The 25,775-nt window shown below is 45.5% G+C and carries 22 protein-coding genes; 10 read left to right on the top strand and 12 right to left on the bottom strand.

Translation table 11 applies throughout. The features are described from left to right. Positions 1-125: 125 nt before the first annotated feature. The 3 genes from G511_RS0103430 to lhpI form a co-directional block, all read right to left on the bottom strand. On the bottom strand, positions 126-311 hold the full coding sequence (locus G511_RS0103430) for a hypothetical protein (RefSeq protein WP_028468387.1): 186 nt from the start codon (positions 309-311) through the stop codon (positions 126-128). Positions 312-362: 51 nt separating this feature from the next. After that, positions 363-1,640 (bottom strand): NAD(P)/FAD-dependent oxidoreductase, encoded by a 1,278-nt coding sequence (locus tag G511_RS0103425; RefSeq protein ID WP_028468386.1) that lies wholly within the window; start codon positions 1,638-1,640, stop codon positions 363-365. Between the two features lie 98 nt (positions 1,641-1,738). Continuing rightward, positions 1,739-2,692 (bottom strand): bifunctional Delta(1)-pyrroline-2-carboxylate/Delta(1)-piperideine-2-carboxylate reductase, encoded by a 954-nt coding sequence (gene lhpI, locus G511_RS0103420; RefSeq protein WP_028468385.1) that lies wholly within the window; start codon positions 2,690-2,692, stop codon positions 1,739-1,741. Positions 2,693-2,823: 131 nt separating this feature from the next. Here lhpI and G511_RS0103415 point away from each other — a divergent pair, with 131 nt between their 5' ends. The 4 genes from G511_RS0103415 (at position 2,824) to hemH (ending at position 6,817) form a co-directional block, all read left to right on the top strand. Continuing rightward, on the top strand, positions 2,824-3,618 hold the full coding sequence (locus G511_RS0103415; protein WP_028468384.1) for an AraC family transcriptional regulator: 795 nt from the start codon (positions 2,824-2,826) through the stop codon (positions 3,616-3,618). Positions 3,619-3,786: 168 nt separating this feature from the next. Beyond that, positions 3,787-4,404: a glutathione peroxidase gene (locus G511_RS21665; protein WP_211224856.1), complete on the top strand. Its 618-nt coding sequence runs from the start codon at positions 3,787-3,789 to the stop codon at positions 4,402-4,404. Next, on the top strand, positions 4,397-5,731 hold the full coding sequence (locus tag G511_RS0103405; protein WP_028468383.1) for an ABC1 kinase family protein: 1,335 nt from the start codon (positions 4,397-4,399) through the stop codon (positions 5,729-5,731). The genes G511_RS21665 and G511_RS0103405 overlap by 8 nt, the downstream gene beginning before the upstream one ends. Positions 5,732-5,797: 66 nt before the next feature. Next, positions 5,798-6,817 (top strand): ferrochelatase, encoded by a 1,020-nt coding sequence (hemH, locus tag G511_RS0103400; protein ID WP_028468382.1) that lies wholly within the window; start codon positions 5,798-5,800, stop codon positions 6,815-6,817. A gap of 93 nt (positions 6,818-6,910) precedes the next feature. On the opposite strand, the gene cuyA is transcribed toward hemH, so the two are convergent. After that, entirely contained in the window at positions 6,911-7,921 is a 1,011-nt protein-coding gene (cuyA, locus tag G511_RS0103395) for a D-cysteate sulfo-lyase (protein ID WP_028468381.1), read from the bottom strand. A 215-nt stretch (positions 7,922-8,136) separates the two neighbouring features. Here cuyA and G511_RS0103385 point away from each other — a divergent pair, with 215 nt between their 5' ends. After that, the gene (locus G511_RS0103385; RefSeq protein ID WP_028468380.1) at positions 8,137-9,036 is read left to right on the top strand and encodes a LysR substrate-binding domain-containing protein; all 900 of its coding nucleotides are present in this window, start codon (positions 8,137-8,139) and stop codon (positions 9,034-9,036) included. A 10-nt stretch (positions 9,037-9,046) separates the two neighbouring features. Here the strand turns inward: G511_RS0103385 and G511_RS0103380 are convergent, their stop codons facing one another. Continuing rightward, positions 9,047-9,973, bottom strand: a complete 927-nt coding sequence (locus G511_RS0103380; protein WP_028468379.1) for a LysR family transcriptional regulator — start codon at positions 9,971-9,973, stop codon at positions 9,047-9,049. Between the two features lie 344 nt (positions 9,974-10,317). On the opposite strand from G511_RS0103380, the gene dctP reads away from it, so the two are divergent. From dctP to G511_RS0103355, 4 genes are read left to right on the top strand one after another with little or no spacing between them, the layout of a single operon-like run. After that, entirely contained in the window at positions 10,318-11,376 is a 1,059-nt protein-coding gene (dctP, locus tag G511_RS0103370; RefSeq protein WP_245573805.1) for a TRAP transporter substrate-binding protein DctP, read from the top strand. 29 nt (positions 11,377-11,405) lie between these two features. After that, on the top strand, positions 11,406-11,918 hold the full coding sequence (locus G511_RS0103365; RefSeq protein ID WP_028468376.1) for a TRAP transporter small permease: 513 nt from the start codon (positions 11,406-11,408) through the stop codon (positions 11,916-11,918). Continuing rightward, positions 11,918-13,219 (top strand): TRAP transporter large permease, encoded by a 1,302-nt coding sequence (locus G511_RS0103360; protein WP_028468375.1) that lies wholly within the window; start codon positions 11,918-11,920, stop codon positions 13,217-13,219. Before G511_RS0103365 ends, G511_RS0103360 begins: the two co-directional genes overlap by 1 nt. A gap of 10 nt (positions 13,220-13,229) precedes the next feature. After that, positions 13,230-13,979, top strand: coding sequence for an alpha/beta fold hydrolase (locus tag G511_RS0103355; protein WP_028468374.1), 750 nt, complete (start codon positions 13,230-13,232; stop codon positions 13,977-13,979). A gap of 143 nt (positions 13,980-14,122) precedes the next feature. On the opposite strand, the gene G511_RS0103350 is transcribed toward G511_RS0103355, so the two are convergent. After that, the gene (locus G511_RS0103350) at positions 14,123-17,194 is read right to left on the bottom strand and encodes an efflux RND transporter permease subunit (protein ID WP_028468373.1); all 3,072 of its coding nucleotides are present in this window, start codon (positions 17,192-17,194) and stop codon (positions 14,123-14,125) included. Beyond that, positions 17,195-18,307: an efflux RND transporter periplasmic adaptor subunit gene (locus tag G511_RS0103345; protein WP_036551067.1), complete on the bottom strand. Its 1,113-nt coding sequence runs from the start codon at positions 18,305-18,307 to the stop codon at positions 17,195-17,197. It lies immediately after the preceding gene. Positions 18,308-18,512: 205 nt separating this feature from the next. Between G511_RS0103345 and G511_RS0103340 the strand changes: the two genes are divergently transcribed. Continuing rightward, positions 18,513-19,412, top strand: a complete 900-nt coding sequence (locus G511_RS0103340; protein WP_028468371.1) for a LysR family transcriptional regulator — start codon at positions 18,513-18,515, stop codon at positions 19,410-19,412. A gap of 137 nt (positions 19,413-19,549) precedes the next feature. On the opposite strand, the gene folD is transcribed toward G511_RS0103340, so the two are convergent. From folD to G511_RS0103315, 5 genes are all read right to left on the bottom strand, one after another. Continuing rightward, positions 19,550-20,395 carry a bifunctional methylenetetrahydrofolate dehydrogenase/methenyltetrahydrofolate cyclohydrolase FolD gene (gene folD / locus G511_RS0103335; RefSeq protein ID WP_028468370.1) on the bottom strand — a complete coding sequence of 282 codons (846 nt, stop codon included), beginning with the start codon at positions 20,393-20,395 and terminating at the stop codon, positions 19,550-19,552. A gap of 164 nt (positions 20,396-20,559) precedes the next feature. Beyond that, complete coding sequence (locus tag G511_RS0103330) at positions 20,560-23,010, bottom strand: GcvT family protein (RefSeq protein ID WP_028468369.1); 2,451 nt, start codon at positions 23,008-23,010, stop codon at positions 20,560-20,562. 56 nt (positions 23,011-23,066) lie between these two features. Then, the gene (gene purU / locus G511_RS0103325) at positions 23,067-23,921 is read right to left on the bottom strand and encodes a formyltetrahydrofolate deformylase (RefSeq protein WP_211224855.1); all 855 of its coding nucleotides are present in this window, start codon (positions 23,919-23,921) and stop codon (positions 23,067-23,069) included. Between the two features lie 90 nt (positions 23,922-24,011). Beyond that, complete coding sequence (locus tag G511_RS0103320; RefSeq protein WP_028468367.1) at positions 24,012-24,968, bottom strand: electron transfer flavoprotein subunit alpha/FixB family protein; 957 nt, start codon at positions 24,966-24,968, stop codon at positions 24,012-24,014. 1 nt (position 24,969) lies between these two features. After that, on the bottom strand, positions 24,970-25,719 hold the full coding sequence (locus tag G511_RS0103315; RefSeq protein ID WP_028468366.1) for an electron transfer flavoprotein subunit beta/FixA family protein: 750 nt from the start codon (positions 25,717-25,719) through the stop codon (positions 24,970-24,972). Positions 25,720-25,775: the final 56 nt, after the last annotated feature.

Below are 25,775 nucleotides of genomic sequence, written 5' to 3'. Positions count from 1 at the left end.
TTTTCAATTAGATGTCGATTATTAACAACAGGTATATCTAGATATCAGGTTGAGTACTTCTCATCATGACCGCTAAAGATACCCACGCGTGATTGAACGTACTAACAAACTGAGCAAAGAGCCCTCTACTCTGCGTGTAGTAAAAGCTCATGACCAATAACCTTATCAATCAAGCCATAGGGAACTTTATACTTAGACCCTTTGTATTTGATTAATGCATAGTTAAGACACATTTTAATCACTGTACAATTGACAATTTTACCGTCATCAATCACACGTACAATGTTGTAGTTATGCAAAACAATTGCCATTAGTCTTCCTTATATTTACTACATGATTTCACTGCGATTCTCTGCGTTTGTCTAGAATCTATCCACGCGAAATGGCTCATAGTTAATGGTAGGCAAATCCCCCGTCATTAACCCGACTACCAGCTCGGCACTGATTGCCGCTTGTGTCAGCCCCAAATGTTGATTTCCAAAGGCAAATAGTAACTGAGAGTGCTCGGGGTGCCTATCAATCACGGGAAGCGAATCAGGCAATGTGGGACGATGCCCCATCCACTTACTGACCTCTAATGTTGAATTATTCAGTCGCGGTAATAACTTACCACTATGATGTTGGAGCGAATCAAAGCGCTGCTTAAAAGGCGTTAACTTCAGGCCACCTAACTCGGTTATGCCCACCACGCGTAAGCCTGAATCCAGCGGGCTCATAACAAAACGACGTTCTGCAGACCCTATTGGATGATTAAGCTTAATATGCTCCGCATCAATGGATAGATGGTATCCCCTCTCTGCTTCCAGCGGCACGTCTAGACCAACACTCTTCAACAGCTGTTTACTCCAAGCTCCTGCGCAAATAATAGCGTGATCGAACTTCAATGAGCTCGCCTCAGTTTGCACCAATACGCCTTTGTCTTCAGGCTGTAAGAAAGTAACACCTTGCTGTAAAAATGCCCCTTTACGCGCTAAAAAAGCAGATAAAAGAATTTTACAGAGCTCGTAAGGCTCTTTAACACGACAGGCTTCAGGAAAAAACAGTGCATGGCTAAGGTTCTCAGCCAATTCAGGCTCCAGTTGCGCGAGGCGCTCTCCCTGCACTAACTCCGTTTTAATGCCGTTCTCTTGCATATAGGCGGCATGTTGCTTGGCATCTTCCAGCTTATCTGCTGACTCCCAAACCAACAGATAACCTGATTGAACCAACTGTTCTTGTGCGCCGATATCTTCCAAGCAGCGCCGCCAAGCCGGCACCGAAGCCCGGTTTAACTGCTCAAGTGCTAAACGACTTTTTTTAGTAGTCTTGGGAGCGGCGGCGCAAATAAAACGCACTAGCCAAGGCAGGATGCGGTGCAAATAACCTAGCGGTAAAGACAAAGGCCCGTGAGAATTAAGCCACATAGCGAAACTAGAAAGGAGTGTTTTTGGTGTAGACAAAGGGTCAATCAACTCAGTAGCCAAATATCCGGCATTACCAAACGAAGCCCCCATCCCTGCTTCATCTCTATCAATAAGTGTTACTTGGTAGCCTTTTCGCTGCGCCTCAAGCGCAGTACACAGACCAACAACTCCGGCTCCAACAACCACGACAGTTTTAGATGAATAATCTGTTGCAGTGCTAAAACCACTTTGTTGCATAAAAACTCCATAAGACGTCATGCGCCTCTATTATTTTATTATAAAGAGTAAAAAGGAGCCTTACCGAAAGTAAGGCCCAAAGTTAGGTCACGAGAAACCTAAACTAGTCGCTGGTAAGCAAGAATGGCTGCTGCAAGATCTTCCCTTGAATCACCCACAGATTTAAAAATCGTCACAGCGTTGTTAGCATCGTCTAAGCCTGGTCTACCAAGATGCTGGCCGCTGCATAGTTCTGAAAACTCAGCAATAACGTTATTTTCAGTAATTGCGCCTTCCTGGATAGGGATAATTAGATCGCCGGTTTCACTTAACGCGCCGGCTCGGGTATCCACAAATACCGCACTACGCTGCATCGCAGTATTATCAGTTTCTCGCATTGTGGGTGTGAAGCTTCCCACCAGATCAAGATGCGCTCCCGGCTTTAACCAGTCCCCCAAAATCAAAGGCGTAGTTGCCATCGTGGCGCAACTAATAATGTCAGATTTTCTAACCGCCTCTTCTAGCTGGTCTTTAGCACAGACTTCGGCATTGATATCTTCCGCCTGCAGCTCTGTAACCAGCGCTTGCGCTGCATCCTGATTGCGATCCCACACCCGAACGGTTTTAATTGGGCGAACACTCATATGCGCTGGAATCAATCGGCGGCTCATTCGGCCACTTCCAACCATCAGCATCTCACTCGCATCTTCACGTGAGAGAAGTTTCGAAGCCAATGCTGAAGCGGCGGCCGTTCTACGTGCAGTCAGCTCATTGCCATCCAACTGTGCCAAAGGCTGTCCAGTTTTTCCGCAACTCAGCATATAATGACTACTAAGACCTGGGATATTGCGAGCATTATTGCCAGGGAACACATTAACCTGCTTAACGCCTAGAAATTCCCCTTCTAGCCATGCAGGCATCAGCAGTAAAGTTGCATCCGGCTCCTGAGGTACATTGATCGTATGATGATGACGAACCGGCGAGCAAACTTCGCGAACGAAAATATCATTCAACGCGATGATTAGTGCATCCCAGGGAAGTGCATTTTGAATTTGAGTTGCGTTAAGTTGCATGAGGGAATCTCTTATTGTTAGTCTTAAACCAATGATAACAATTAGCAAATTGATATAATTGACTCAAACTATGATGCTTTTGACCCAAACTCTTGAATTGTCCCAAGAACTTTTTTTTCGGACCGCCCGCTGTGATAACTAGCAAGGCACGCCGCAATTTAATTGCACGTCAAAGCGGTGAGCATTGTCATGGGTATTCTCAATTACTATTTGGTTGGCGTGGCCAAATGGAATGTGAGTTTCACAAAGAAGCAGGCCAACTTTCGAACGGAATTGTGGCAATCATTCCCGAGAGTACGGCTCACCTGTTCAGCGGTTTAAATGATGATTGTGAATTACTGGTAATCGACTTGGCGCCGTCTGATCCATACATCCAAGCACTAGAACAAGCCTGTAATATTTCGTTCAAAGACACCTTGTTTCAGCAGCCTGAGTTTGTCTCATTAAACCCTGAGATATTGCCATTGCTAGACTTTGCCGCAAAACAACTACTAAGCGGAAAAGATCAAATAAACCCACAATTAAACTGTCAGCTAGTCTCCCTGTTCATGACTCAGCTATGCCAAATGTACTCCCCTAATTTAGCTCAACCCATAACTCACAACCGACTCAACACAGCACGACTCAACGACTTTATTGACCAACGGCTTTCTAACCCTCCGAGTAATTTAGAGTTGGCGAATGCGCTTTATGTAAGCGAGAGTCACTTTTACTGTCTCTGTCAGAGTCAGTTTGGTATGACACCACAGCAGTACCTGATGAACAGACGAATGCAACGTGCACATTTTCTGCTGACTAACAGCAAGATAACGTTAACAATATTGGCAGCCGAACTGGGTTTTTCAGACGCCTCTAGTTTCTCTCGCTCTTATAAAAAGCATTATCATGAAACACCTCGCAGTACCCGGCGTTTACTAGACATCTAAGTAGAGGCAACAACCCTATTCCTTTTAAGCTTCAATATATAAATACCTCTTGGGCACAGAATAAAGCTCTCTTCTTAAAGAACGTATGTAAAAAACAACTTTTTTAATCTGATTTGCAATAACCTGCGTATAACTATTCCAAGCTCTACAAACATGATCGGAGGTTACATGAAATATTCTCTGCCTTTAGCAGCAGTGCTCTTGCTTGTCATGTTAACCCTACCCCCCTACAGCACGGCTAACAGTGAGACCAACCTCAAAAGAAGCAGTTGCTCAGATGCATCCATGCACGCCCTTAACTATAGCTTTTCATTACTCGGTAATGAGCAACAGGTAAATTTGTGTGAGACCTATGCCAACACATTAATTATGGTCGTAAATACCGCTAGCAAATGCGCCTTTACACCCCAATACGATGGTCTGGAATCGCTCTATACGCGCTACAAAGAGCAGGGGTTTGTGGTGCTAGGGTTTCCCTCTAATGACTTTGCAGGCCAAGAACCTGGCACAGAAAAGCAGATAAAAGATTTTTGCCAGCTAACCTATGGTGTCAATTTTCCCATGTTCGAAAAAGTACACGTAAAAAAGGGAAGTAAAAACCTATCTCCTTTTTTTAAGCAACTAGCAAAAATATCTGGAGAATATCCGGGCTGGAACTTTCATAAATATTTGATCAGCTCTGATGGAAAAATACTTGCCAGCTTTAAGAGCCATATCAAACCGAATGATGCGGTAGTGATTAATATGATAGAGAAAAATTTACCCGCTGTAGCAACTTATGAGTGAGCCGCGAGACCGGAAAAGTGCACCGGTACCCCAATCGAGAATGTCGCGTTTAGCACGCATGGGCTCATTAGCCGGACGTATTGCCAGTAATGTCGTGTTAGAAGGTAGCAAGCATTTAGCTCAAGGCAAAAGGCCCGTCATGTCTGACCTGTTACTAACACCGAGCAACCTTCATCAGGTAGCCGACAAGCTATCAAGCATGCGCGGTGCAGCCATGAAAATGGGTCAACTGCTGTCTATGGATTCAGGTAATTTATTGCCTGATGAGCTTTCATCAATACTGGAACGGTTACGCTCAGATGCGGTGACTATGCCCATGTCGCAACTGGTAATGGTACTGGAACGACATTGGGGTGAAGATTGGAATGAGCGCTTTAGTCGCTTTTCATTTAAACCTCTTGCCGCCGCCTCTATAGGTCAAGTCCATGAAGCCACCTGTACGCAAGGCCGCCACTTGGCCATCAAGGTGCAATACCCAGGTGTACGTCAAAGCATCGACAGCGATATTGATAACGTTTATAGCTTGTTACGTATGACGGGGCTTATTCCTAAATCACTAGATCTACAGCCGTTACTCGATGAAGCTCGCCAACAATTAAAACAAGAAGCCGATTACCTGATGGAAGGTGCTCATCTAGATGCTTATCGACAGCATCTACAAACCTTTGAGCGCAATACAGATTTAGTTCTACCGGCTTTTCATGCAGACCTGTCTACCCCTGAAATATTAACGATGGACTATGTGACAGGTGATTCACTGGATACTCTGCGCTCAATGTCCGCTGAAAAACGAACGGATATTATGTCGTTGATATTTAGCCTATTTTTTGCAGAATTATTTGACTTTAAATGCGTGCAAACCGACCCAAATCTGGCGAACTACCTCTACCAGACCGACACTCATAAACTGGTATTATTAGATTTTGGAGCCGTTAGAGCTTTTAATCCAGACTTCGTCAATAAGTACCAAGATGCGATGAGTGCAGCCGTTACTCAAGATAGACAAGCGTTAGATGCTGCGTTACAGAATTTAGGTTTTTTCCAGAACGGTATGAAAGCAGCTAACCGGGAAGTGGTATTAGATATCTTTATGATGGCAGCAGAGCCACTGCGTTATAACAACGACTATGCATTTGGACAATCAGACCTGGCCAAGCGGATTCAAGCACGCGGTTTAAGTGTCAGTAGTGATCCTGATGCCTGGCATACACCGCCACCGGATGTGCTTTTTTTGCATCGAAAAATGGCCGGTTTATATTTGATGGCAACAAGATTAAATGCCTCGGTCAACGTGCAAGCTTTGTTTACGCAGTATCTGAAAAGCTAACACAAATGGATAACATGAAGTTATTCATGTTTTATCGTCACTATCCAACTTCGCGAAGAGAATTACATGAGCTTTCAAGGTCAGACAGAGTATGAGCATAAAAGCCCTAAGCCTAAAAAAGGAATATTACTGGTTAATCTCGGCACACCCGATGCACCTGAACCCAGAGCATTGCGGCGCTACCTAAAAGAATTTTTAAGTGACCATCGAGTGGTTGAGATTCCTCGCTTGCTATGGCTAATAATTTTGCACCTATTTATCTTACCCTTTCGCTCCAAAAGCTCAGCTAAATTATATGCATCCGTTTGGACAGACGAAGGATCTCCCTTATTAGCCATCACTAAACGCCAAGGAACGGCACTCCAGCAACAGCTAGATACTCACTATGGTGAAGGGCAGTTACCAGTGGTGATTAGTATGCGCTATGGGAACCCATCTATTAAAAGTGCACTCAAGTCACTTACTGAACAAAATGTCCGTGATATCACAGTCCTACCGCTGTACCCACAATACTGTGCGGCGACTACAGGTTCTACTTTTGACGCCATTGCCAAAGAACTGCAAAGCTATCGCTGGGTCCCCTCTATCCGCTTTATTAACGGTTATCACCAAACGCCTGAATATGTAAACGCTATTAGCCTGTCGATAACAAACTATATCGAGCAGTTCGGCATGCCCGAACGCTTGATATTCTCATACCATGGCACACCACAACGCTATCTAGAACAAGGTGATCCTTATTATTGTTTTTGTATACAAACCACTCGCCTAGTCGTTGAGGCATTGGGGTTAGACAATGAACTTGTTATTAGCAGTTTTCAATCACGCTTCGGTAAGGCTGCATGGCTGCAACCCTATACAGATGTCACTTTAAAATCGTTTGCTGAGCAAGGCGTGAAGCGAGTCGCTATTATCTGCCCTGGTTTTTCCTCAGATTGCCTAGAAACAATTGAAGAGATCGAGGTTGAGAATAGAGACTATTTTATTAATGCCGGAGGCGAGTCTTACGATTACATCCCCTGCCTAAATGACAGCCAAGCTCATATCGATATGATGCACCAGCTGATCAAGCAGAATATGACATAGCAATAACTTCAAAAAGAGCGGTTCCCATCGACAAAAGCCAATGGGAGCCCGCTGAAATATGGCTGGAGGCAATCTAATCGCTAATTACTAGATTTAGCAGTAGTCTTCAAAGTCCAAGGCTTGGCGATAGCCAAACAGAGCCTGAGCACCGCCTGTATGTAAGAAAACGATATTGTCATCTTTATCAAAATGGCCTTTACGGATCAGATCGATAAAGCCTGCTGCACCTTTGGCAGAATAAACTGGGTCTAGCATAATAGATTCTTGGCGGGCAAAAAGTTCGATCGCTTCGATACCGCTTTCTGTTGGTATTCCGTAGCCCTCACCCACATAATCACAGTTAGCCACAACATCTTCGCGCTTAACCACTCCTGGGATGCCCAGATGCTCAGCAGTTTTTTCTGCGAGGCGAAATACATTACCCTCTTGCAGTTCACGTGGAGCACGAACACCAATCCCTAAAACAGGGATCAGGCTATTAGAGGCCACTAAACCTGTGACCAAGCCAGCCTGTGTACCCGCGCTACCTGTGGCATGAACGACTCTATCGATCTTAAGGCCCATATCATTCGCCTGTGTGAGAAGCTCTAAAGCCGCATTCACATAACCCAAAGCACCAATAGGGTTAGATCCACCACCTGGAATAATATAAGGAGTCTTGCCTTGTGCACGTAGTTTTTCGGCAACTTCTTCCATCGCTTGATTCATGTCAGTATCAGCAGGGAACTTGCTTAAAGATGCACCAAATAACTGGTCCAGTAGCACGTTACCATTGTAGTTATAGTCAACGTCTTTACTGCCAGTACGGTCTTCCAATAGTACATGGCATTCCATACCCATTTTAGTCGCGATTGCTGCCGTCTGGCGAGCATGGTTAGACTGTGTTGCGCCTTGAGTAATAATGGTATCAGCACCCTGAGCAATGGCATCGCCCATCAGGAACTCTAGCTTGCGAGTCTTGTTGCCGCCACCAGCCAAACCCGTGCAATCATCCCGTTTAATCCAAAGATTAGGCCCTCCAAGAAGCTTGCTAAGGTTTTTCATGGGCTCAAGTGGTGTTGCCAAATGTGCAAATTGTAAGCGGGGAAAGCGAGATAAATGCATCGTAATGCTCCTGTTATTATACTTGTGCAGCTCATAGGCTTTGTTCAAGTGACGCTATTGAACGGTGATTTATCATAGGATTTCTCAACAACAACTGACCAATGCTGTTTTCTGTACAGCTTGGTACTTTTTGGCATACTCTAGATATAGCGTTGCTTCTGGGGCACATCCGGGGCCAAACATAAGCATGAGTAGAGATAAAGCAGGAGTAAGAAATGGAGCTAAAATGGTTGGAAGACTACCTTGCTTTGGCAGAATACAGCAGCTTCTCAAAAGGTGCTGAAGCCCGGTTTGTAACACAACCCGCTTTCGGGCGCCGTATCAGAGCCTTAGAAAACTGGCTGGGTGTTGAGCTGGTCGACCGGCAGCAATACCCTACTGCTCTCACCCCTATGGGAGTAGAGTTTGTTGAACAAGCCCAGCAATGGGTAGAGCAGTTCTACAATACTCGCGCACAGATGCGGGAGCGACTTACCAGCACAAAACGGATTGTCTTCGTAGCCCAACACTCACTGACCGTCTCTTTCATACCCTATTGGGTTAAATCACTACAGCCATTGATTAATGATACCTGCATGAGGATCAATGCCTATAACCTCCATGATTGTCTTGATACGCTGCTGTCCGATCAGGGTGATTTCTTGCTGAGTTATCACTCTCCTGAGATATTCCCCCAACTAGAGCGGGATGATGTACTGAGCCTACAGGTTGGAACTGATGAGTTAATTCCGGTATCTGCCATTGACGAAAACGGAACACCCTTACATGCTCCCCATTTGCATGAGCCTCTAAAGCTTCTGAATTATCCTGATGAATCATTTTTCGGAAGATTATTACAACGAGACTATTTTTCACGTAGAAAAAATACCATTAAATTTCAGATTCAATGTGAAAATGCATTGGTTGAGGGGCTTAAAGCACTGGCATTAGCAGGTAACGGTATGGCGTGGTTGCCCGCCAGTGCCATTAAGCAAGAATTGAAACGAGGCCTACTGGTACGGATTTACGAACACCTCCCTGCTCCCGAACTAAAAATCATGCTTTATCGCAAGAAAGACCCAAGGCTAAAAGAAGTTGAGCTCATCTGGGATTATCTGAAAAACATGAAGGCCTGAACTCTCACTATTACTTTATAAGCTCTGCTGCCATTTCAAGAGAGGTTTCCATAATAACCTGTTCGCGGGCAGAGCTGGCCGAGTGGTGATAATACAGACGAATGTCATACTCAATATCCCAGCTTTTATCCCCAGCACTGCAGAGCTTACCGTCTTTGAGCTCTGAAAGAATTGAGGACTTGGGAAGCCATGCAAAGCCTAACCGTTCAATAATCATTGACTTAAGCACATGGGAAAATGCATTTTCGTAGCGTCGAGATAAATAACAATGCCTGCCCTTATCCTGTATCAGCTTATCGACTGTTTTACCAAACAGTGAGTCATGGGTGTAAGCAACAAAAGGGGTAGGGTTTTCAGGGCTGCCCGGCAAAGTAAAAGCGGGTTCTTGGATGTCATCTCCATTGAGCGGTGTTGTCACCGGAATCAATGTATCTTTACCGATCGTCGTGTAAGAGAACTTGTTCTCATCGATGGGCAAGCTTACGTTCTCATTCGCATAGCAGAGCATGTAATCAACATGGCCCTGATTGAGCAGGTCGATGCAGTCGGTAAGCTTTTCTGAAATCAAACGGACATACACAGAGTCTAAACGTTTCTCAAATCGTTTGGTCCAGTCAAGAAACAACGTTTGAGCGATAGAGCTTTGTGCCGCCACTCTAATCTCACTTTCACCGCTAGAACCCAATGCTCGCACAGCTTCACGCGCATTATATAAACGCCTCAAAATAACTTCAGCCTCCGCAACAAATGCCACACCCTGCGGAGTAAGATCAAACGAGGGACTATCACGATTAACAAGTGTTGTACCCAGCCACTCTTCCAGCGCCTTGATACGCCGACTCAAAGCAGACTGCGTAACATGCCGCTCTAAAGCGGCAGCTGTGAAATTTTGTAAATTTGCAAGGCATACAAAGTCTTCGAGTAGCTTTATATCCACCAACCCTTCCTTTCAAATAAGATCTTTTAGTTATTATTATCAACAGTATAAGTCGGCCCTAAAGATATTCGCTAACAACAATGCTGCAAAATAGCAGTGGCCACAAACATTCTAGAACAAACTGCTTTTCAGCATGCACTAGCAGGGTCAAATAGTGCAAGAAGAATACCTTCAAGAGCCATTTTTCTGCTTCCAAAGCCTCTTTCGTCATACAACATAAAATACGTCTTCCGCTGAATAACTGCGTTGCAAGACGTGTAAACATGCGGGCTTGCCATTTTCAGCATGGGGTCAGTCTGAATAAGCATTAGCCAAAAATTAAAAAAAATGGAAATACTAAAAACATGAGTAAGAACATAAACCCAACTCATATGACTATGACGACAATAAAAATAATGGTGATTCAAATGATGAAAACTACATTCTTACGAACAGTTTTAGCCAGCGCCGTAGTACTCGGTATGACGGCAAGCGTTGTTCAGGCAAAAGAAACGATTCGTGTATCCACCTACGTGAACGAGTCAGATATTCGTTATGACGGATTTAAAAAGTTTGCTGAGTTAGCCAGCCAAAAATCCAATGGCGATTTAGACATACAGATTTTCCCGTCGTCTACGTTGCATGGCTGGAGTGAGGGTGTTGATGCCGTACAGGGCGGTGTCTCGGATGTTAGCTGGATTCCGGCAGATAAGCGTCTAGCGTGTTATCGCGTTACATCCTTATACCCTGCAGCCGTCAGCCTTGAAAACCAAATCGATCTGGATGCTGAATACGCTGAGTTAATGCGTAGCGAGTCCGCAAAAGTAGGCTTGGTTCCTTTGATCAATTCTAACTATTCCTACGACCAGGAATGGTGGTTCGAAGAACCTATTCAGGACTTGAGTAATTTGGACGGAAAGCTGGTTCGATCTATCGGCCCACTGGTTAGTAGCATGATTGAATCATGGGGCGGAAAACCCGTTTTTGTTGCACCAAAAGAAGTCTTCCAGTCAGCGGAACGTGGTGTCGTCGATGGCATCAATATGGGCGTCGCAACCTACAGTTCATGGAAACTGTGGAGTGTTATGCCTTACATGGTCAATGCCAACCTATTCTACGGCAACATCATGTACATGATGAATAAAAACAAGTTCGACTCACTCAGCGAAAGCAACCAAACCGCATTGCTAGAAGCGGCAAAAGAAGCAGAAACCTGGTTAAAACCTCGTTATGAAGACTGGGTCGATCAGCGTGTGGGTAACGCGGTAATGAAAGGTGGCGGTGCCGCTGTCACGGTCTCTCAAGAAGACCGTCATGCCATGATCGAAAAGGCGCAATCTTCATGGAATAGTGAAGTTGATGCAGCCTGTGGAAAACCTCTTGCTAACAAGGTTAGAGCTTTATTTGCTAAGCACGCTAACTAAGTTATTTTTTGCAATAAGAGGGTGTCAATATGCGACAGGCATTGGCTCGACTACTAGAACGACTAGCACTGGTACTGCTGTATTGCGGTGGTGTAATCGTCCTCATTCAGGCAGTTTGGATCAGTTATGGCGTATTCATGCGCTATGTACTTGATAGCCCTGACGGCATGGTGACCGAGGCAACAGCATTAATGCTGGTGCCTGTTGCATTCTTTGGGTTGGCGTATGCGCTTAGCAACGACGCCTATCCAAAGGTCACATTGCTGCGGGATTTACTGCCTGTAAAGGTTCAAGGAATCATCGATAGAATCAACTTACTAATCATGACACTGACAGGGATGTTTTTCAGTGTCTCCGCGTGCGAAGCTGCTTATCGCGCCTTTCATTCGGGGGCCGCTTCAGAGATTTTGCTCTGGCCGCGATTCTATTTCTGGATTCCCGTTGCTATTTCATTGTTAATTTTTACCCTGCTAGCGATTGTTCGTCTACTTAACTACGAACATCCATCGCGCCGGGTAGATGCTGTACAGGAGGCTCCCTAATGGAATGGTACACTGTCGGTCTAGGTTTACTTGGTCTGCTCATTCTATTCATCTCGATTGGTCTTCCAATCCCATTCGCACTGGCGGCGGCGTCGGTACCGTTTCTTCTCAGTATTCAGTCGCTGTCGACATCACTCATCACCGCCGAGCTAAAACTCTGGGGGGTATGGGTCGATTACATACTGCTGGCTGTGCCACTCTTTGTGCTCTTAGGCGAGCTCATCGGGCGATCGTCGATTGGCCCCAATCTCTACTGGTTTATGCACAGTAAGGTTCCTGTCAGAGGCTCTGCCGCCTACGGGAGTATCGGTGCCTGTGCAGGTTTTGGCGCGGTCTGCGGCTCCAGCATGGTGGGATCACTTACCATTGGAGGGGTAGCCCTTCCTGAGATGTTGAAACTGGGTTATGGCAAACGTTTATCCAGTGGTGTGTTAGCTGCCGGTGGTACGCTCAGCGTATTGATCCCACCGAGCCTGATTCTGCTGTTTTACGGTATCGTGACAGACCAATCAATTGGCGATCTATTTATTGCCGGCGTTATTCCGGGCATCATTTTAGTCTCGTTCTTTATCATTATCGTCGCTATCTGGGGCTGGTTACGCCCGCAAGATGTACCAGAGCGTGATAACACCAACCCGATCCCTTGGGGATTAGCGTTGAGCGCCGTTTTGCCGGTTATTTTTATCGGTCTGATTATCACGGTATCGATCTATACTGGTATAGCAACGCCCACTGAAGCGGCAGGGATCTCCTGTGTCGCCACCATGATTATGGCCTTTACTGTCGGTGGATTACGTTGGGATGGCTTTCTTGGGGCGATACGCGCCACCATGCAAACCATGGGATACCTCGGTCTACTGCTATCGGCCGGTGTGCTGTTCGGTTTTGTGATGACCTACTATCGCGTGCCACAGCAGTTCACTGAAATTTTCAGTGCAATGGAGCTATCGCCCTACTTAGTGCTGGCAATAATCATCGTGTTTTACGTCATTCTCGGCATGTTCCTTGAACCGGTCTCCATGACCTTCATTACCCTACCAACCATGTACCCGCTCGTAGCCGCATCTGGCTTCGATCTGATCTGGTTTGGCGTGATATATACCATCACCATGGAGTTGGCGGTGCTCACCCCCCCCGTAGGGCTCAACTTGTATGTCATACAAGCCCTAGCCCGAAAGGAAATCACCATCATAGACGTCATTATTGGCTGCCTACCTTTCATTGGTTCCCTGATCATTTTATTGGGCTTGATGGTCATGATCCCCGACATAGCACTGTGGTTACCGAGCATCATGGATTAGGAGAGAGATTATGGGATGCATTAGAGTCGGGAAGGGACCCGTGTTGGTCTTAGTTCATGGGTTCTTAAGCGGGCTTTCTTACTGGGATAAACAGATTGAAAGCTTAAGTACACGCTTTGAAGTTATCGCCATGGACCTGCCCGGTTATGGCGGAGAAACACAACAAACTGGGCACGACAAAGTCGCTAGCTTTGCGAATACGATACTCGAAAAACTAGATAGATTAGGCGTGAAAAACTTTCACCTAGTAGGCCACTCTATGGGCGGCATGATTGCTCAGGAGATAGCCCTTCAAGCGCCAGAAAGAGTCAATCGTCTTGTGCTTTATGGAACCGGGCCGATGGGTGAATTGCCCGGTCGCTTCGAGCCTCTAAAAGTCAGCATGGAAAAGGTAGAAAAGGATGGCACCGGAGAGGCCAAGCACTACACGGTAGCAAGCTGGTTTAAACAAGGGGCAAAAGACGCTAATTTTGAACCCGGAATGGAGTTGGCCAAAGGCGTGTCATTGCAAACCTATATCAATGGATTGAATGCGATGGCTGGTTGGAGCGCTGTCGGACGGCTGGATCAGATCCAATCCCACACATTGGTGATATGGGGGGACATAGACCGCAGCTATATCTGGCAGCAACCTTACGCCCTGTGGCAAGAGATACAAAATTCTAGTTTGGCGGTTATGCCACTGTGTTCACACAATGCACATTTAGAGAACCCACAGCTGTTTAATCAATTGCTATATGACTTTCTAACGCATGATTGATATATCAAGTAGGTAAAGCATTGACTAAATGCTGACAGCTTACATCAACAAAACTATCACAATAGAGGATGATAACTCATGCTTATAAAAGGCCCTTATGGACCTTTTATAAGCTCGTAGGGCCTTATAATAAACAACTTTTGCTATTTAACATGCGGTTGATAGGGAATCCGGTAAAGCAAGGTAAATAGCACGGGGACAACGATCAATGTCAGCACCGTAGCAAAGCCTAAACCAAACATAATGGTAACCGCCATAGATTCAAAAAAGACATCAAATAGCAGTGGAATCATACCAAGAATCGTTGTGATTGCAGCCATAGCTACGGGTCTTACTCGACTAACCGCCGAGTGGAAAACGGCGAGGTAAGGATCTTTACCTTGTGAAAGTTCAAGGTTGATTTGATCAACCAGCACTATCCCATTTTTTAGCAACATTCCCGACAAGCTAAGTAAGCCTAACAACGCCATAAAACTGAATGGAGCTCCCATAACCAACAGGCCAACAGAAACACCAATGAGAGCCAACGGTACGGTAGCCCAGATCACCAACGGAGCTCGAATCGAGTTAAATAGAAGCACTGTGATGACAAACATTCCTAGATAACCTAATGGCAAGCCACCAAATAGTGCCGCTTGCGCATCACCAGCGGACTCATACTCACCACCCCATTCCATTTTATAGCCCGGCGGTAAATCAATGGCCTCTATTCCCGGTCGAACTCGGCTAAACAATGTGGCGGCCGTTTCATCGCCCAATACATCGTGGTCGGCCATCACTGTGAGTGTACGCTTACGATCACGACGTACAATCAATGAATCCTCCCAGTCAGTTTCAAAGCCGTTGGTCACTTGAGCGATAGGCACGTAAGCGTTAGCAGCCTGACTGTAGACTTGAAGTTCGGGTAAGCTATCAATGGTTAGACGCTCCGACTGCGGAGCCCTAGCAATAATTGGCAGCAACTGAGTGCCTTCACGATACAATCCTACTTGCTGACCAGAAAAACTAGAGAGTAGTAATTGATCAAGGTCCTGTTTGCTGATACCGACCCTACGTCCCATCGCTTCGTTAAACTGCGGACGAATGACCTTGGTTCGCTGTCGCCAGTCGTGGCGAATATTATGGGCACCAGCGTCAGCTTGTAATATCTCTATAGCTTGACCTGCTAACTTACGTAACTGATCCGGATCGGGACCTGTAAAACGGGCCTCGATCTTTGCGTCCGTTGACGGCCCTATCTCCATCCGCTTAACCTTAAATTCGGCTTGAGGATAGTTATTAGCCATATAATCACGGAGGTTGGCCATCATAGGCCGCAGCGCCTCTCGATTATCTACTCTAATTATCACCTGCCCAAAGGCTGCATAAGATTTTTCCTGGCCATAAGTCAGCATAAACCGTGGAGCGCCACGCCCGGCCGTAGTCGTGACTTGCTCTACAGATTCCTGCGTTAAAAGATAAGCTTGTATTTCCTCGATATCTTTCTGCGTTTCACGGATATCTGATCCTTGAAAGCGCCAATAGTCCAGATAAAACATCGGCGTATTAGACGGAGGGAAGAACGACTGCTTAACTTGCCCAAAACCCACAACTGCTGCAACAAAAAGCGCCACCATTAACAATAAAGTGGAGATACGAAAGCGCATACAAAAATTCAATAGAACCTTATAAGCGGTGAATATCGCGCCTTTATAAAGCTGCTCATCCTTGTCTTCATTTATATTATTGCCTGCGTTTTCTTTAAACATTAAATCGGCAAAAAAGGGCGTTAGCGTGATAGCCGTAACCCAACTCAACAGCAGGGATATCAATAGCACCCAAAATAAGCTGCCGGCAAACTCCCCTGTCGCATCAGAAGAGAGACCGATAGGAGCAAAAGCCGTAATGGCTATCACCGTTGCACCTAGCAATGGAAGGTTAGTTTGGCGTGTAATATCTAAGGCGGCCTGTAGCTTTGTTTGGCCTTTTTTAATGCCTATCAAAATACCTTCAGTGATAACAATAGCGTTATCCACCAGCATACCTAAGGCGATAATGAGTGCGCCCAATGAAATTCGTTGCAGATCAATAGCAAAGAGCTTCATAAATATAAAGCTACCAAACACAGTGAGCATCAGAATCAGGCCGATCAAGATGCCACTTTTCAGGCCCATAAAGACCAGCAGTACTGCAATCACAATTGCTACAGCTTCCGTTAGACTCAGCATGAAACCTTGCATAGAGTTATCTACTTCAGCTGGCTGGTTATAGACATGAGAGACTTCCATACCGATAGGACGAACATATTCTAGTTCAGCCATACGTTTTTCGATTTTCTCACCTATCTCGACAACATTAACCCCACTAGCAAAAGAGATTCCCAGTAATAAAGCTTGCTGGTTATTGTAGTTAGTAATGTTTTGCGGTACTTCAGCATAGGTTCGGCTAACCTTAGCGACATCACCCAGATAAATCAGCTCAGAAGCTCCGGAGTTAGAAATTAATAAACCTTCCAACTCTTCAACGCTTTGAAACTCACCCGTTGGATGCAAGCGAATGTACTCGCTTCCTATCTTGATGCTACCAGAATTAGACACTTGGTTTTGAGTCTGCAAAAGCTGATAAATTCGATCGGGAGAAATGCCCAAAGACGATAGCTTATTTCGGGCAACCTCAACCACTATTTGTTCCTGTTGCTCGCCCGCCATTGTTACTTTTCCGACACCTTGAATCAGCACTAATTCACGTCGCAAATAGTCGGAATAGTCCTTAAGCTCCTCGTAAGAATACCCTTCACCGTTAATGGCTAACAAGACACCATAGACATCGCCAAAGTCATCCATAACATTGGGGGTCAACACGCCAGGAGGTAAATTTGGGCTAAGGTCATTCACCTTACGCCTGAGTTCATCCCAAATCTGTTTCAGGTCATCTTTACGGTAGGTCCCCTTCATTTCAACAATGATTTGCGACAAGCCTGTAGACGATACAGAGGTAACAAAATCTACGTAAGGCAGTTGTTGCAGAGCATTCTCAATAGGGTAAGTGACCTCCTCTTCTACCTGCGCCGGCGAAGCACCAGGGTAGTTAGTCATTACCATCGCCATTTTAAGAGTAAACTCTGGGTCCTCTAACCGCCCCAAACCATTGTAAGAAACAATACCACCGAGCAGTAAGATCAGAGCAAACATCCAGCTAGTAACGGGGTTTGTGATCGAATATTCAGTTAGTTTCATTTATAACCCCTCTTCCCTGTTCCAGGGGCGAACCTGCATACCTTCAGAAAGAAAATGCACACCAACGGAAACCAGCTGATCTCCTGGCTCAATACCACTTAATATTTCAATACCCTGATCCCGTATATCTCCTACGGTTACCTCTGCTCTACTGACTTTCATAGTTTCTGGACTCACTTTCCAGATATAACGGACACTAGTAGAAAGTGGAGCATCTTCTGCAGCAAATACAGCACTCACAGGCAGTATAAAGTTATTGCTGCTGACGTCAGTCACTTGAGCGAGATCAATTCTAATATTGGCTGACATTCCCGGAAGTACAGTGAACGCTTTGGGTGAGGATAAAGAAAAGACAACCTTGTAGGTTAGCGTGGATGGGTCGGCCTGAGTATCCCACTCTTTCACAGTGACCAGAAATTCTTTACCCGGATGAGAATCAAAAATCACCGTTGGTTGATATTTAGTATCTTTTTTAATGCGCGAGACGATACTTTCAGGCATTTGAATTGAGATATCGACCTGATCCCGAGTTTGGAGTATCAAAACGGTCTGCTTGGCCTGAATATTCTCATGTTGTTCTACCATTACTTTAGCAATACTGCCGGTAAAAGGTGCTCGCAAGTATGTGTACTCTAGGTTTGCTTTCTCTACGTTGAGAGACGACAACGCTACATTCAACTCCGCTTTCGCCTTATCGTAATCAGATTGGGCTAATAATTTGCGTTTCAGCAGCTTCTGAGCTCGTTTAAACTGAGATTTAGCCAGTGCATAGCGAGCTCGGCGATCATCTAGGCTAAGTTTAAAGTCCTTAGGATCCAACCGTGCTAGCAACTGCCCCTCTTTCACTTCATTTCCCGGTTTTACCAGAAATTCAATAAGCTGGCCGCTCACCCTGAATGCCAGCTTAGAATCAGCGTTTGCTTCTACTTCGGCTGGATAGTTACGAAAAGTCTCACTAGCAGGGTCTAGCACCTGAAAAATTTTGGCAGGACGAACCACTTTAACGCTCGGCTGGTCAGCCGTCTGCTCGCTGCAACCCGCAAGACCAATTAGCAGTAATACAACGGCTGAAAGCAGCCTTTTATTCAAAGGAGTCTGGGGTAGAACAGGCATATTAAACCTCTTTATGGCTTACGATAGATCAGATAGGGTGTGACCGGTGACTAAAGACCGGACAGAAAAGCGCAGACAAAGCCACGCTTAAGATCATTAAGTTAGCCCGCTATTTTTTCCCGGCATAATTAACGGGTGAAGAATATGTCTAAATCTGCTTAAATAATATTCACTAATTATTGCCAACTTGTTAAATAAAATTTATATGACGCTAGATCAACTACGTACTCTTTGCCATATTGTCGAGTGTGGCTCACTTAAACTAGCAGCGGAAAGCCTACATAAAACTCAGCCGGCATTATCAATGGCGATCAAAAATCTAGAGGCTGAATATGGCTTCAAGATATTTAACCGCCAAAGTTACAGACTAAATCTTACCCCTGAGGGGAAACCGTTTTATCGTAAGGCGCAGGAACTGCTGTTAAATGCCGACCAACTCAACTCTATGGGGAGGCACTTAGGGGAAGGTAATGAACCTTTAGTACGTTTTGCCTATGATCTAACTTCTCCACATGCACTTATTCTTAAAGCATTAAAACAGTGCCAACGTCAGTACCCTGAGACCGAACTACATGTCCTTTGCAAATCACGCTTCGGAGCATTAGAGCTATTACAAAATGGCCAAGCAGACCTTGCAGTCGGCCCTTGGTGGCCAACACTATATAGCTTAGGGGATTTAGATACCGTGGCTATCAGCCACTTCAAAGTGTTGCTTGTTGCCTCACCCGAACTGTTTCAACCCGGAGAAGTAACATGTGCCGACCAGCTCAAACCTCAATGCCATCTAACCGTTGAGGAGAGCGGCCTAAACTTTGATTCAGAAAACCTGATGATGATGAAAGGGCTGAGACAGTGGAAAACTCAAGATGCACACACGCTAAAACAAATGCTACTAGGAGGGCTAGGATGGGGCTTTATTCCAGAGCACATGGTCCAAAATGAACTCATCCAAGGAACTCTAGTTGCATTACAACCTGAAGATATGGAACACACTATTAATGGTGAGATTCGCCTGATTCGCCGACAAGAACAAACCTTGGGCCCAGTAGCCACAATGTTGTGGCAAAGCTTCGTTACCGCTAACGATGAACTATCCTTATCTTAAGCCATACATTTACGCCTCATTAGGCTCACTCCTGACCCTCAGGTAATGATATCTAACTAGGCGCAATGTATTGCTATTTTCAGCGCACCGCTACCCACCCAACTGTTATTAACTATAAAGTGTGATGAGTTGCGCCATTAGCGTGTTTCTAGATTTTCTGCTGACTCTAACGTTTGACTAATCAAAGCATTAATAGTCATTGGCCCCACTCCACCTGGTACGGGTGTTAATGCTGCAACTCTGTTTTCTAGACCGGCTTTCTCGATGTCTCCGATACCTCCAGCATGATAACCGGCGTCGACCACAACGGCGCCGTCCTTAATCCATGCAGCTTTAATAAGTTCAGGCTTACCTACTGCACCCACAATGATATCCGCTTGAGCTACCAGCTCAGCAAGGTTCGTTGTACGCGAGTGGCAAACCGTTACTGTCGCATTGGCATTAAGCAACATAGCAGCCATCGGCTTACCCAAAATAGGGCTACGCCCTAGCACTACGGCATGCTTACCTGAGAGCTGGATGTCATAGTGCTTGAGTAGAGTCATAATACCTGCAGGTGTTGCTGAACCAAATGCCTGCTCCCCCATAGACATCTGACCAAACCCTTGAGTAGTCACACCATCGACATCTTTCGCTATTGCTATAGAGTCAAAACAGGCACGTTCATCAATCTGCTCCGGTACTGGATGTTGTAGCAAAATCCCGCAGACGTCTGGATCTTTATTCAGCTGGTCAATCTTGGATAGTAACTCTTGTGTGGTAGTGGCTGCTGGCAAACTGATAAAACGAGAGCCCATACCCACCCGAGCGCATGCATTAATTTTCATCTGCACATAGGTTGCAGAAGAAGGGTCATCACCCACTAAAATAGTTGCCAAAATAGGTTGTAAACCACCCCCATCCTGAAACTTTTTAACAGCGGCTTGTAGTTGTTGCTCACGACTCTTAGCCAGTGCTTTCCCATCCAAAATTAATGCAGACATCAATCAAACCTCATCATTGTTCTTGGGTTGTTTTCATATAGGGAAGCAACCATATAGCCCGAGTTCAGGGCCCCCATAAACCGACAGCAACCTAGCACCGGTTTATAAACGGGTGGGCTATACAGTGCTTCTAACTTTTCAGGTGCAATAGCAAAAACGGCCTATTAACACTTAATTTTCTCCATGGACGGGTCATAGAACGAACGTAAAGATGGTTTTACTGAGTAACGCTCACACTCAACTTCAATTTCAAAGTCAGTGTTATCCAACCATTCTTTTGTTACGCCCTCTGCATGCTCAACATAACCCATCGCTACTGTCGCACCTACCGTATGGCCAAACATACCTGCTGTGGTACGCCCAACAATCTTGCCGTTGGCATAGATAGGTTCTTCGTGGTAACACAAAGGTTCTGGGTTCTCGAATAGAAATGCAATGAAGCGCTTCTTCAACGGACCTTCAGCCTTCTGTGCTAATAAAGCTTCTTTACCAATAAAACCGCCTTCTTTGTCAAAATTAGAAGCAAAACCCAGACCTGCTTCCAGAGCGGTATCCTCGTCTGTAATGTCATGCCCCCAATGGCGGTAACACTTTTCCATTCGTAACGAGTTCATCGTATGGTAGCCGTATGGCTTGATAGCAAACTCTTCACCGGCTTCCATCACTAAATCATAAACACTCGGTGCATATTCAGTTGGGATATACAATTCCCAACCTAACTCACCTACGTAGGTAATTCGTGATGCGCGAACCATCGCATAACCCATCTCAATTTCTTGAGATGTAGCAAACGCAAAGCTCTCGTGAGATAAATCAGCACCTGTTAGTTTACTCAATGTTTCACGAGACTTCGGTCCCATTACCGTCACTACAGCGTAGGCAGAGGTCACGTCGGTAAACACAACCATCGCATCAGCGGGTTTATTTCGGCGTAACCAGTCCATATCACGGGTCTGACAAGCCACACCTGAAACAACCAGATAGCGATCTTCAGCCAAACGAGTCACGGTGACATCAGCTTCAATACCACCACGATCATTAAGCCACTGGGTATACACCATCTTACCTACGGCAACCGACACATTGTTGCTACAGATACGGTTCAGCAGAGTTTCAGCATCAGGGCCTTCAATCTGGTACTTACAGAATGAGCTCTGATCTATAACGCCTACCGAAGTACGTACAGCTTCATGCTCTTCGCGGTTATTATCAAACCAGTTCTGGCGACCAAAAGAGAGTTCATATTCAGGCTTTTGTCCTTCTCTTGCGAACCAGTTAGCACGTTCCCAACCATTTTCTGAACCAAACACGGCGCCTTGTGCTTTTAGCTGATCGTGTAAAACCGAACGACGAACACCGCGGGCTGTTTTATACTGCTTAAATGGAAAGTGCGTTTCATACAACAACCCCAATGATTCAGTCGTACGCTCTTCCAAATACTTTTGTGTACCTTGGAATGGCAGGTTACGACGAACATCAACATCCCATAGATCTTGTGGCGCATGGCCTTTATGAATCCACTCGGCCAGCATTTTACCAGCACCACCTGCAGACTGAATGCCTACAGAATTAAAGCCTGCTGCTACAAAGTAGTTACGCAATTCTGGCGCTTCCCCTAAGTGGTAGCGATCATCTGGTGTGAAAGATTCTGGTCCATTGAAGAATAACTGTAAGCCAGTGCGTTCTAAAATCGGCAAACGGTGCATTGCAGCTTCAAGATACGGCTCAAGGTGCTCAAAGTCATCCGGTAACGAATCGAAGAAGAAGTCTTCTGGTATGCCTTTCATACCCCATGGTTTTGCATGCGGCTCGAACATTCCGACGAGCAACTTGCCGGCATCTTCCTTGTAATAGCAATAACCGTCCATATCACGCATTGTTGGCAAACCACGTGTCAGATCCGGCATGTTCTCAGTAACAACATAAAAGTGCTCAGCAGCATGTAACGGTACATTAACGCCCGCTTTTTTACCGAACTCTCTAGCCCACATACCTGAACAGTTAACTACGTACTCTGCATCAATATCACCCTGTTCGGTGATAACACCTACGGCTTTACCATCACGTATTTTCATATCCAGCACTTTTACGCCTTCAATGATTTTCGCTCCACCCAATCGTGCGCCTTTAGCTAATGCTTGTGTGACATCAACCGGGCTGGTCATACCATCCATTGGCAGATGAATAGCACCTAATACATCGTCAACGTTCATCAGCGGCCAAAGTTCTTTAGCCTGATCTGGTGAAATCACATCGCACGGAAAACCTGCAACTTTGGCCATCGATGCACCACGTTTCAATTCTGCTAACCGCTCTTTATTGGTAGCGATAGTCAACGAACCATTACGAACAAAGCCTGTTGCTTGTCCAGTTTCAGCTTCTAATTGCTCATAAAGAGTGGCGCTATAATTAGCTAACATCGACATGTTATAGGTGGCGCGAAGAGTGGGTACTAGGCCAGCTGCGTGCCATGTAGTACCACACGTCAGCTGGCGGCGTTCTAGCAGCACAACATCGGTAAAGCCAAGTTTAGTCAAGTGATATGCCACGCTGCAGCCGATAACGCCGCCGCCAACGATGACAACCTGAGCAGAAGTAGGTAGTTGCTTAGTCATTATTATTCTCCAAAATCCCACGGCCCTGGCGCAGGATTAAGTTGGTAAAGTTATTATTAGCTGAATACAACTGTTTTATTTCCGTGTACTAAAATACGATCTTCCAAATGATCACGTAAGCCACGAGCAAGCACGGTCTTTTCGACGTCTTTACCTAAACGAACGAGGTCTTCAACTTTATCGCTATGGGTCACTCGTGCTACATCTTGATCAATGATCGGGCCTTCATCCAACTGCTCTGTTACATAGTGGCATGTCGCACCAATCAATTTCACACCACGGCGTGAAGCTTGGTGGTAAGGTTTAGCGCCAATAAACGATGGCAGAAAACTGTGATGAATATTGATTACCTGATGTCGATATTTTTCACATAGCGCTTGCGGCAGAATCTGCATATAACGCGCCAAGACAATACAGTCCGCATCATATTCATCAACCAAACCTTCTACCTGAGCAAACCCAGGGGCTTTATTATCTTTATCAATAACAACATGGTGGTAAGGAATACCGTACCATTCAACCAACCCCTGCATATCGGTATGGTTTGAGATAACGCAGCTGATTTCGCAATCAAGATCGCCACTTCTCCAGCGGTCCAAAAGGTCAGATAGGCAGTGACTACCTTTGCTCGCCATCAACACGACTTTTTTAGGTGTACCACTATCAACGAGACGAAGATTCATCTGGTACTCTTCAATCATCGGTTTAAACTTTTCGCGCAACTCTTCAATTCCGAACGGTAAAGAATCAGCTTGAATTTCAAAGCGGGAGAAAAAACGATTGCTGTCTTCATCAGAATGATGCGCAGCTTCAGATATCCAGCCACCATTACGGGTGATCATCTCGCCAACACGAGTAACGATTCCAACTTGGTCCGGACAATCGAGAATTAAACGAAAAGTACGCTTCATAGTATTCATCCTTTAATAATGCAGTCACTGAAATTTTTTCACGCCTGCATTACTTTGTTATTTTTAGAAACTTTTTATATTTAAAAAGAATTAGCTCAATGCTTTCTCAAGCTCAGGTAAAGCATCGAACAAATCAGCAACTAGGCCGTAGTCAGCCACACCGAAAATCGGCGCTTCTGCATCTTTGTTAATAGCGACGATAACTTTAGAGTCTTTCATGCCTGCCAAATGCTGAATCGCACCGGAGATACCCACTGCCACATATAGATCAGGTGCAACAATTTTACCGGTCTGTCCTACCTGCATATCGTTAGATACAAACCCAGAGTCTACCGCAGCACGAGAAGCGCCTACCGCAGCGCCAACCTTGTCAGCTATGCGTTCCAGCATTGGGAAGTTATCACCGCTTTGCATGCCTCGGCCTCCGGATATAATTATCCGAGCAGAGGTGAGGTCTGGACGATCAGAAATGTTCTTATCTTCGCTGATAAAACGAGACAAGCCGCTCTCAGCTACGACAGACAAGCTAGCTTGTTCTGCCTGGCCACCATTATCTGCCACCGCAGCAAACGCAGTACCACGAACGGTCATTGCTTTAATAGAGTCGCTACTACGAACGGTAGCTAATGCGTTGCCTGCATAAATAGGACGCTCAAAAGTATCAGCATCAACAATTCCCACGATCTCAGAAATCTGTGCAACATCTAATAATGCAGCAACACGTGGTAACAGGTTTTTACCCGTGGTTGAGGCAGCACAAAGAATGTGGCTATAACCACCCTCTTTACAAAGCTCTACTACAACAGGAGCCACATTCTCTGCCAATTGATTGAGCAGAACGGCGTCATCAACAAGAACAACATGATCGGTGACAGGCACTCCAGCAGCTTGATCAGCAACAGCGCCGCACGCATTACCCGTTACCAATACAGTAATTGGTGAACCGGTTTTTTCTTTAAGCTCTGCGGCCGCCTGCAAGGTATTCAGCGTTGCAGCATTAAGGGTTTCATTGTTGTGATCGGCAATCACTAGAATAGATGCGCTCATCTTAAAGTACCCCTGCTTCTGTTTTAAGTTTTTCAACCAGCTCAGCAACACTGCTGACAATGACACCCGCTTCGCGCTCTGCTGGACTAACAACTTTAACCGTTGTCAGACGCGGCGTTACATCAACACTTAACTCTTCAGGGGAAATAACTTCTAGAGGCTTACGCTTAGCCTTCATTATATTAGGTAGCGAAGCAAAACGAGGTTCGTTTAACCGCAGGTCAGTTGTGATTACTGCGGGAAGTTGCAAAGCAATTTTTTGCAAGCCGCCATCTACTTCACGAGTCACCAACACTTCAGACCCTTCACATACAACTTCTGAAGCAAAAGTGCCTTGCGGCATATTACCAATAGCAGCCAACATCTGACCGGTCTGGTTATTGTCGTTATCAATAGACTGCTTACCCAATACAACGAGCTGACATTCTTCTTTCTTAACGATAGCATTCAGAATTTTGGCAATGCCCAGAGGCTCAACTGTAGAATCCGTTTTAACTTGTACAGCACGATCGGCCCCCAACGCCAAAGCCGTTCGTAGCTGCTCCTGACAGCGGTCATCGCCTACACTCACCACCAGCACTTCACTGGCCACTCCGCGTTCCTTCAGGCGAATAGCTTCTTCAACAGCAATCTCACAGAACGGATTGATAGCCATTTTTACGTTAGCCAGATCTACATCAGAATTATCAGGCTTAACTCGTATTTTTACGTTGGCATCGACAACGCGTTTTATCGCGACCAGTACTTTCATGGTGACCTCAGCATAAGTAAGTTGCTTCAAAACTAACAAATGAAATTATTATTTAA

The sequence above is a fragment of the Neptunomonas japonica DSM 18939 genome (genome assembly GCF_000422765.1).
Lineage (GTDB): Bacteria > Pseudomonadota > Gammaproteobacteria > Pseudomonadales > Balneatricaceae > Neptunomonas > Neptunomonas japonica.
This window is presented reverse-complemented; position numbering and strand designations above follow the sequence as displayed.

Excerpts from the sequence above, each read along its gene's own strand:
- G511_RS0103350 (WP_028468373.1), bottom strand. The coding sequence starts at position 17,194 with ATGAAACTAACTGAATATTCGATCACAAACCCCGTTACTAGCTGGATG.
- G511_RS0103355 (WP_028468374.1), top strand. The coding sequence starts at position 13,230 with ATGGGATGCATTAGAGTCGGGAAGGGACCCGTGTTGGTCTTAGTTCAT.
- G511_RS0103385 (WP_028468380.1), top strand. The coding sequence starts at position 8,137 with ATGGAGCTAAAATGGTTGGAAGACTACCTTGCTTTGGCAGAATACAGC.
- hemH (WP_028468382.1), top strand. The coding sequence starts at position 5,798 with ATGAGCTTTCAAGGTCAGACAGAGTATGAGCATAAAAGCCCTAAGCCT.
- G511_RS0103340 (WP_028468371.1), top strand. The coding sequence starts at position 18,513 with ATGACGCTAGATCAACTACGTACTCTTTGCCATATTGTCGAGTGTGGC.
- dctP (WP_245573805.1), top strand. The coding sequence starts at position 10,318 with ATGAGTAAGAACATAAACCCAACTCATATGACTATGACGACAATAAAA.
- purU (WP_211224855.1), bottom strand. The coding sequence starts at position 23,921 with ATGAAGCGTACTTTTCGTTTAATTCTCGATTGTCCGGACCAAGTTGGA.
- G511_RS0103365 (WP_028468376.1), top strand. The coding sequence starts at position 11,406 with ATGCGACAGGCATTGGCTCGACTACTAGAACGACTAGCACTGGTACTG.
- G511_RS21665 (WP_211224856.1), top strand. The coding sequence starts at position 3,787 with ATGAAATATTCTCTGCCTTTAGCAGCAGTGCTCTTGCTTGTCATGTTA.
- G511_RS0103320 (WP_028468367.1), bottom strand. The coding sequence starts at position 24,968 with ATGAGCGCATCTATTCTAGTGATTGCCGATCACAACAATGAAACCCTT.
- G511_RS0103360 (WP_028468375.1), top strand. The coding sequence starts at position 11,918 with ATGGAATGGTACACTGTCGGTCTAGGTTTACTTGGTCTGCTCATTCTA.
- G511_RS0103315 (WP_028468366.1), bottom strand. The coding sequence starts at position 25,719 with ATGAAAGTACTGGTCGCGATAAAACGCGTTGTCGATGCCAACGTAAAA.
- G511_RS0103345 (WP_036551067.1), bottom strand. The coding sequence starts at position 18,307 with ATGCCTGTTCTACCCCAGACTCCTTTGAATAAAAGGCTGCTTTCAGCC.
- G511_RS0103330 (WP_028468369.1), bottom strand. The coding sequence starts at position 23,010 with ATGACTAAGCAACTACCTACTTCTGCTCAGGTTGTCATCGTTGGCGGC.
- cuyA (WP_028468381.1), bottom strand. The coding sequence starts at position 7,921 with ATGCATTTATCTCGCTTTCCCCGCTTACAATTTGCACATTTGGCAACA.
- G511_RS0103430 (WP_028468387.1), bottom strand. The coding sequence starts at position 311 with ATGGCAATTGTTTTGCATAACTACAACATTGTACGTGTGATTGATGAC.
- lhpI (WP_028468385.1), bottom strand. The coding sequence starts at position 2,692 with ATGCAACTTAACGCAACTCAAATTCAAAATGCACTTCCCTGGGATGCA.
- folD (WP_028468370.1), bottom strand. The coding sequence starts at position 20,395 with ATGTCTGCATTAATTTTGGATGGGAAAGCACTGGCTAAGAGTCGTGAG.
- G511_RS0103425 (WP_028468386.1), bottom strand. The coding sequence starts at position 1,640 with ATGCAACAAAGTGGTTTTAGCACTGCAACAGATTATTCATCTAAAACT.
- G511_RS0103405 (WP_028468383.1), top strand. The coding sequence starts at position 4,397 with ATGAGTGAGCCGCGAGACCGGAAAAGTGCACCGGTACCCCAATCGAGA.